Below are 6,236 nucleotides of genomic sequence, written 5' to 3'. Positions count from 1 at the left end.
TCGCCGGTATGCAGTGGGCCGTCGACCAGAAGGCCGACGTCGTCTCCATGAGCCTCGGCAGCGCGACGCCGGGCGACTGCACCGACCCGATGAGCATCGCCGCCGAGGAACTCTCCCAGAGCAAGAACACCTTGTTCGTCATCGCGGCCGGCAACTTGGGCCCGGCATCGAACACCGTCTCCTCGCCGGGCTGCGCTCCGAGCGCGCTGACCGTCGGTGCCGTCGACCGCGACGACTCCACGGCCCGGTTCTCCAGCCGCGGACCCGTGATCGGCTCGCACACCCTCAAGCCCGAGATCGCCGCCCCCGGCGTCGCCATCTCGGCGGCCGCGGCCGGTGGCCGCGGTGTCTACGCGTACCAGACGATGTCCGGTACGTCGATGGCCACCCCGCATGTCGCGGGCGCCGCAGCCATTGTGAAGCAGCGTCATCCGGAGTGGACCGCTCAGCAGATCAAGGCGGCCCTCGTGTCGTCCGCGAAGAGCGACATCCCCGGCGACGTACGAGAGACCGGCGGCGGCCGCCTCGATGTGAAGGCCGCCATCGACACCACCGTCGTCGGCGCCCCCGCCGTCCAGGGCGGCACCTTCAACTGGCCGCAGGACAAGACCGACCGCACCACGGTCGACGTCCCCTACACCAACTCCGCCACCGAGCCGGTGAAGCTGTCGCTGAAGGTCCAGGGCGTCACCGGCAACGACGGCTCGGCCGTCCGCTCCTCCATCGCGAAGCTCGACGCGAGCAGTGTCACCGTCCCGGCCGGAGCCACCGTCAAGGTCCCGCTGCAGATAGACCCGACCGCGCAGCTGAAGGCCGCCCAGTACGGCGATGTCACCGGGCGCGTGCTGGCCACCGGCGCCGACGGCGTCAAGGTCTCCACCCCGTTCTCGCTGTACGTCGGCGCGGAGACCGTCACCCTGCGGGTCAAGCTGGTCGACCGCACCGGCAAGCCCGCCACGGGCTCCTCCTCGCTGGACGTCATCGGCACCGACACCGCCCGTGGCGAGCGTCGCTTCAACGGCGGCGCGGCCGACCAGGTGTACCAGGTGCGTCCCGGCGCCTACTTCGTCTCCAGCTTCATCATGTCGCCGGACCTCAAAGACGCCACCGGCAGGTTCGTCGAGTCCGTCGGCTACCTGGCGCGCCCGCAGCTGAACGTCACCAAGGACACCACCCTGGTGCTCGACGCCCGCAAGGCGCATCGGATCCAGGTGAGGACCGAGGACCGCGCGTCCGAGAACCGTTCCACGACCCTCGCCTTCGGCCGCAGCTGGGACGACGTCTGGCTGCACTCGGGCTCCATCACCGGCAGCCGCTTCGTCAAGAACTACCTGGTCGACATCCAGGGCAGGGCGAGCGACGGCGACTTCGAGTTCGACAGTGCCTGGCGAGCGTACGCCCCGCAGATCGAGAAGCTCTCCGTCGTCGGCGGCGCCGAACTCCACCCGAGAGTGGCCGGCACCGGCTTCGCCAACCTCGACGGAACGGGCGAAGCCGCGCTTGTCGACGCGGGCACCGGCACCCCCGGCGAGCTGGAGTCCGCCGGTGTCTCGGGCAAGATCGCCCTGGTCAAGGTTGCCGACGACGGCTTCATGGGCACCCAGGCGCTGAACGCCAAGGCCGCCGGCGCGAAGGCGGTCATCGCGTACCGCCCGTCCGCCGGCCCCTGGCGGCCCTCCGTCGGTTTCGGGACGGGGCCGCTGCCCTTGCTCGGCATCGAGGCGAGCGAGGCCGACGCCCTGAAGGCCGCCCTGGCCGCCGGCCCGGTCAAGCTGAGCTGGAAGGCCACCGCCGCCAGCCCGTTCATCTACAACCTCGCCTTCCCCGAGACCGGCCCGATCACCTCGGACCGTACGTACAAGGTCAGTGACAGCAAGCTCGGCAAGTCCACCGCCACGTACGAGGCGATGGGCGTCGCGGCCGACTACGTCGACACGATGATCATCGACCGGCCGTACGGCGGGCGCTACTCCGCCGCCTTCGACACCGTCGCCGTTCCCGGCAAGCGCACCGAGTACTACTCGGCGGGCGACACCGTCTGGACGCGGGCCCTCTCCTCCAGCCCCCCCTGGGGCGAGTTCATGGTCGACCAGTCCCGCACATACACGGCAGGCTCGAAGCGCACGGAGAGCTGGTACCGGGGCATCCCGGCCCCGGCCGCCCCGCGCGACACCGCGGGCAAGGTCCAGCTCGCCGCCGAGCGGCAGGACAACCTGATCGGCGTCGCCCCGGGCTTCTGGAGCGACACCGAGCACGCCGGTGTCCAGGGTGACTTCGGCGACATCGGCAAAATGCGGCTGACCAGCGGCGGCAAGGTGCTGGGCACGTCCACTTCCCCGTTCGGGGTGTTCACAGTCCCTGCCGAGGACGCCGCGTACGAACTCACCATGAACACCTCCAAGATTGGTGCGCCCGCCGCCGTGTGGAAGCGGTCCACCAGCATCGAGACCACCTGGAAGTTCCGTTCGGAGCGGGACGAGAACGTGTACTCGCAGGGGATTCCGCTGCTCTTCCCGGGCTACGACCTGGACACCGACGGGCTCAAGACCCTTCCGGCGAAGGACGGTCAGACGATCGGCCTGAGCGTCACCGGCCACGCCGGCTACACCCCCGGCAAGCTGGTCGCGGCCAAGGTCTCCTACTCGTACGACGGTGGCGAGACCTGGACCCAGGCCACCACCGCACAGCAGGACGGCCGGTGGACCGCGACCGTGAACCACGCGGGCGCGGACGGCAAGCCGGTCACCCTGAAGACCGAACTGACGGACGCCAACGGCAACTCCGTCATCCAGACCGTGAACGACGCGTACGCCGTGCGCTGATCACGTCCTGACCGGTCCGCCGGGCGTCCTTCCCGTGGGGGGTGGAGCCGCCCGGCGGACCTGCCTCATGGCCAGTTGTTCCGGATGTCCCGTTTTCGTTCGGCCCGTGATTCAACCTAGTGAACCGCCCCGTGTCAGGTGGAGACTCGATTTCATGAAAGGATCGAGTCATGGCACGACCTTCCCGTTATCCGCTTGAGCTCCGCCGCCGTGCGGTGCGCATGGTCGCCGAGGTGCGCGACGGCTACCCGAACGAGACGACCGCTCTGCAGGCGGTGACCGAGAAGCTCGGTATTGGCTCCCGGGAGACGCTGCGGAACTGGGTGAAGCAGCACGAGATCGATGCGGGCGCGCGCCCGGGCACGACATCGGAGGAGTCCGCCCAGCTCAAGGCGTTGAAGAAGGAGAACGCCGAGCTCAAGCGGGCCAACGACATCCTGAAAGCCGCGGCGTCTTTCTTCGCGGCCGAGCTCGACCGGCCACACACACGCTCGTAGCGTTCATCGACGAGCACCGGGCCCGCTTCGGCGGCGTCGAGCCGATCTGCAGGACGCTCACCGAGCACGACTGCAAGATCGCCCCTTCCACCTATTACGCCCACAAGAAGCGCCTGGAAGCGCCCTCCGCCCGTTTCGTACGCGACACGGAGCTCAAGGAGTTGATCCAGGAGGCCCACACGTCCAACTACCGTGTCTACGGCGCCCGGAAGATCTGGCGGGAGCTGAACCGGCAGGGGCATGCGGTGGCCCGCTGCACCGTCGAGCGCCTGATGCGGGAGCTCGGTATCCAGGGTGCGGTGCGCGGCAAGCGTGTCATCACCACGATTCCCGGCGGGCAGGTCGAGCGGGCCCCGGATCTGGTCGACCGCAACTTCGTCGCCATCGCTCCGAATCGTTGCTGGGTGGCGGACTTCACCCACGTCAAGACCTGGTCAGCGGTGGTCTACGTCGCGTTCGTCGTGGACACGTTCTCCCGCCGGATCGTCGGTTGGTCGGCCGCCACCGTCAAGGAGACCGTCTTCGTCCTGGACGCTCTGGAGATGGCTGTCTGGCAACGCGACCGCGACCAACACCCCATCCAGTCAGGAAAGTTGATTCATCACTCGGATGCCGGGTCGCAATACACATCGTTCAAGCTCGCCGAGCACCTGGACACCGCCGGCATCGCTGCCTCTATCGGCTCGGTCGGCGACGCTTACGACAACGCCCTGATGGAATCGACGATCGGTCTGTACAAAACCGAGTTGATCAAACCACAGCGGCCCTGGAAGGCGCTCTCCCAGGTCGAGCTGGCCACCGCCGAGGGGGTCGACTGGTACAACCACCGCCGACTCCACGGTGAGATAGGCCACGTCCCGCCCGTCGAGTACGAGGTCAATCACTACATGGAATCCACGAAACACCAGGTCACAACCACAATCTGAGATCTCTACCGAACCCGGGGCGGTTCAATCCGCCGTAGCCCGGCGAACAGGTCCACCGACTTCTCGACGTCCGCCCAGACCCGGGCGACGATGTTGCCCACCGTGCGCCAGCCGGTCCGCATGAGCTGGGTGACGGACGTCTTGGAACAGCAGGCCGCCAGCCAGGCCACCTGCGCGTCGAACGCCAGGGTATGTCCGGCGCCGTGCCTCGCCCAGGGAACCGAGGCGACCACTATGCCGTGTTCGGGGCAGGCGACCCGGGGCGCGTCGGCCTCGAGGAATGCCTGGATGACGCCCAGGTCCAGGGCCCGCCAGCGGCGGCGTCCCTCACCAGCGTCGTACTTCGCCACCTTGCGCCGGCAGATCCCGCACCGCTGCCTGTGGCCCTTCGCCGGTCGGACATGCGTCACGATCACCAGCTCACCACCGACACTGCCCTCGGAGTCGGCCTCCTCGGCCTCGACCTGCTCGATCAGCGTCTTTTCGACACCGAGCAACCGAACCCATATCCTCTTACTTTGCACGCCGTATCCAGGTTTATTCGTTTCGTACCTTCAGCAGTCGAAACGTACCCCGGGTACGGCGTGTTCTGCTTATCGCCCCAGGTCAGCGACCCACGGAAGCGACAGGAGAGCCCCTTTTTGCCGAGGTCCTTGAGGTCCTGGCTGACGGCGGCATGCACGTCACCCTGGCGTGAGTAGCGGTTCGGTCGCCAGGCATCGGCCAGTACGGCGGTTCCCGACTATTGCGCGCCGTGTGATTGACGGAGATGTCGTACGGTCCGCGGGTGTTGAGCAGACCCGGGTGGACGGTGCACTTCGTGAGCCGCGACTGCCCACCACCTGGTCCCTGAGGAAATGCACGAACTGCCGCTGCCCCTGCCCGCCACGAGCGCCCTTTCGGCCTGGCGACCATCTCAACAGCTCGTGGACGAAGTCCTCCAGCACCTGCTCCACCTACGGCCGTGACCCGCAGGCGAAGCCCAAAGCCGCTGTCCGAGACGGAGGCTCCATGGTCACCAGCAGCGACATCGACCACGCCCTCGCCTACCCCTAGCTGCCCGCCTCCCCGCTCTGGCACCCCCACGGCACGCCGGCCCGGCCGCTCACCCCAACCAGCAGCAGCGTAATTGCGAGCTGCTGGTGCTCGCACAGCGCACCACCCGGCGCCGCCTCCCTCGCATCACCGAACGCTCGTCGGATACCCACCACGCCTGCTCTGCCCCCACCAAGCGCGTGACCGGGGGACGTCACGTCACCTGAAGTAGGCGCGGGTCTGTACAGCTAACGGTGGAACTCGGTCGGATTTCTTTAGCGGCGTCCGGCGGTGAGCCGGCCGTCGAAGGTGATGTCGAAGGCGTTCAGTGCGGCCTTCCATCGTTGGGTCCAGCGTTTGCGCCCCTGGCCGGTGGGGTCCAGGCTCATGACGGCCAGGTAGACGCACTTCAACGCGGCCTGTTCGTTCGGGAAGTGGCCGCGGGCGCGGACGGCCTTGCGGATGCGGGCGTTGACGGACTCGATGGCGTTCGTGGTGCAGACGATCCGGCGTATCTCGGTGTCGAACTGGAGGAAGGGCACGAACTCGGCCCACGCGTTCTCCCACAGCCGCACAATCGCCGGATACTTCCTGCCCCATGCTTCGGAGAACTCCAGGAAACGCTCGGTCGCGGCGTCCTCGGTCGGCGCGCTGTAGACGGGCTTCAGTGCCTTCGAGATCTTGTCCCAGTCCTGCCGGGCCGCGTATCGAAACGATGCCCGCAGAAGGTGGACCACACAGGTCTGCGTGATCGCCTGGGGCCAGACCGTCGCGATCGCGTCAGGCAGACCCTTCAGTCCATCGCAGACAACCATGCAGACGTCTTCAACGCCGCGATTTTTGATCTCGGTCAGGACCTGGAGCCAGTACTTCGCGCCCTCGCCGCCATCACCGGCCCACAGTCCGAGGATCTCCCTCGTGCCCTCCACGGTCACCGCGAGAGCGACGTAGATCGG

Annotated in this window: 3 protein-coding genes and 1 pseudogene; 2 read left to right on the top strand and 2 right to left on the bottom strand. The window is 67.6% G+C overall.

What is annotated here, in order from left to right; all coding sequences use genetic code 11:
* Together ACWD6R_RS39465 and ACWD6R_RS39460 are read left to right on the top strand one after the other, a co-directional pair.
* The coding region (locus ACWD6R_RS39465; RefSeq protein ID WP_451823172.1) for a S8 family serine peptidase at positions 1 to 2,822 on the top strand (2,822 nt) is incomplete at its 5' end.
* Positions 2,823 to 2,992: 170 nt separating this feature from the next.
* A protein-coding gene (locus ACWD6R_RS39460) for an IS3 family transposase (RefSeq protein WP_451823171.1) occupies positions 2,993 to 4,245 on the top strand; the annotation gives its coding sequence in 2 pieces (ribosomal slippage) (positions 2,993 to 3,275 and positions 3,275 to 4,245; 1,254 coding nt in all).
* A gap of 26 nt (positions 4,246 to 4,271) precedes the next feature.
* On the opposite strand, the pseudogene ACWD6R_RS39455 reads toward ACWD6R_RS39460, so the two are convergent.
* Positions 4,272 to 4,769 (bottom strand): annotated as a pseudogene (locus ACWD6R_RS39455) (helix-turn-helix domain-containing protein); the annotation flags it as partial.
* Between the two features lie 786 nt (positions 4,770 to 5,555).
* Positions 5,556 to 6,236, bottom strand: a 681-nt coding sequence (locus tag ACWD6R_RS39450; protein ID WP_451823170.1) for an IS256 family transposase, incomplete at its 5' end; no start/stop codon positions are given.

The sequence above is a fragment of the Streptomyces sp. NPDC005151 genome, from assembly GCF_053599875.1.
Note: the sequence above shows the minus strand (reverse complement) of the source record. Positions and strands in the feature narration are given on the sequence as shown.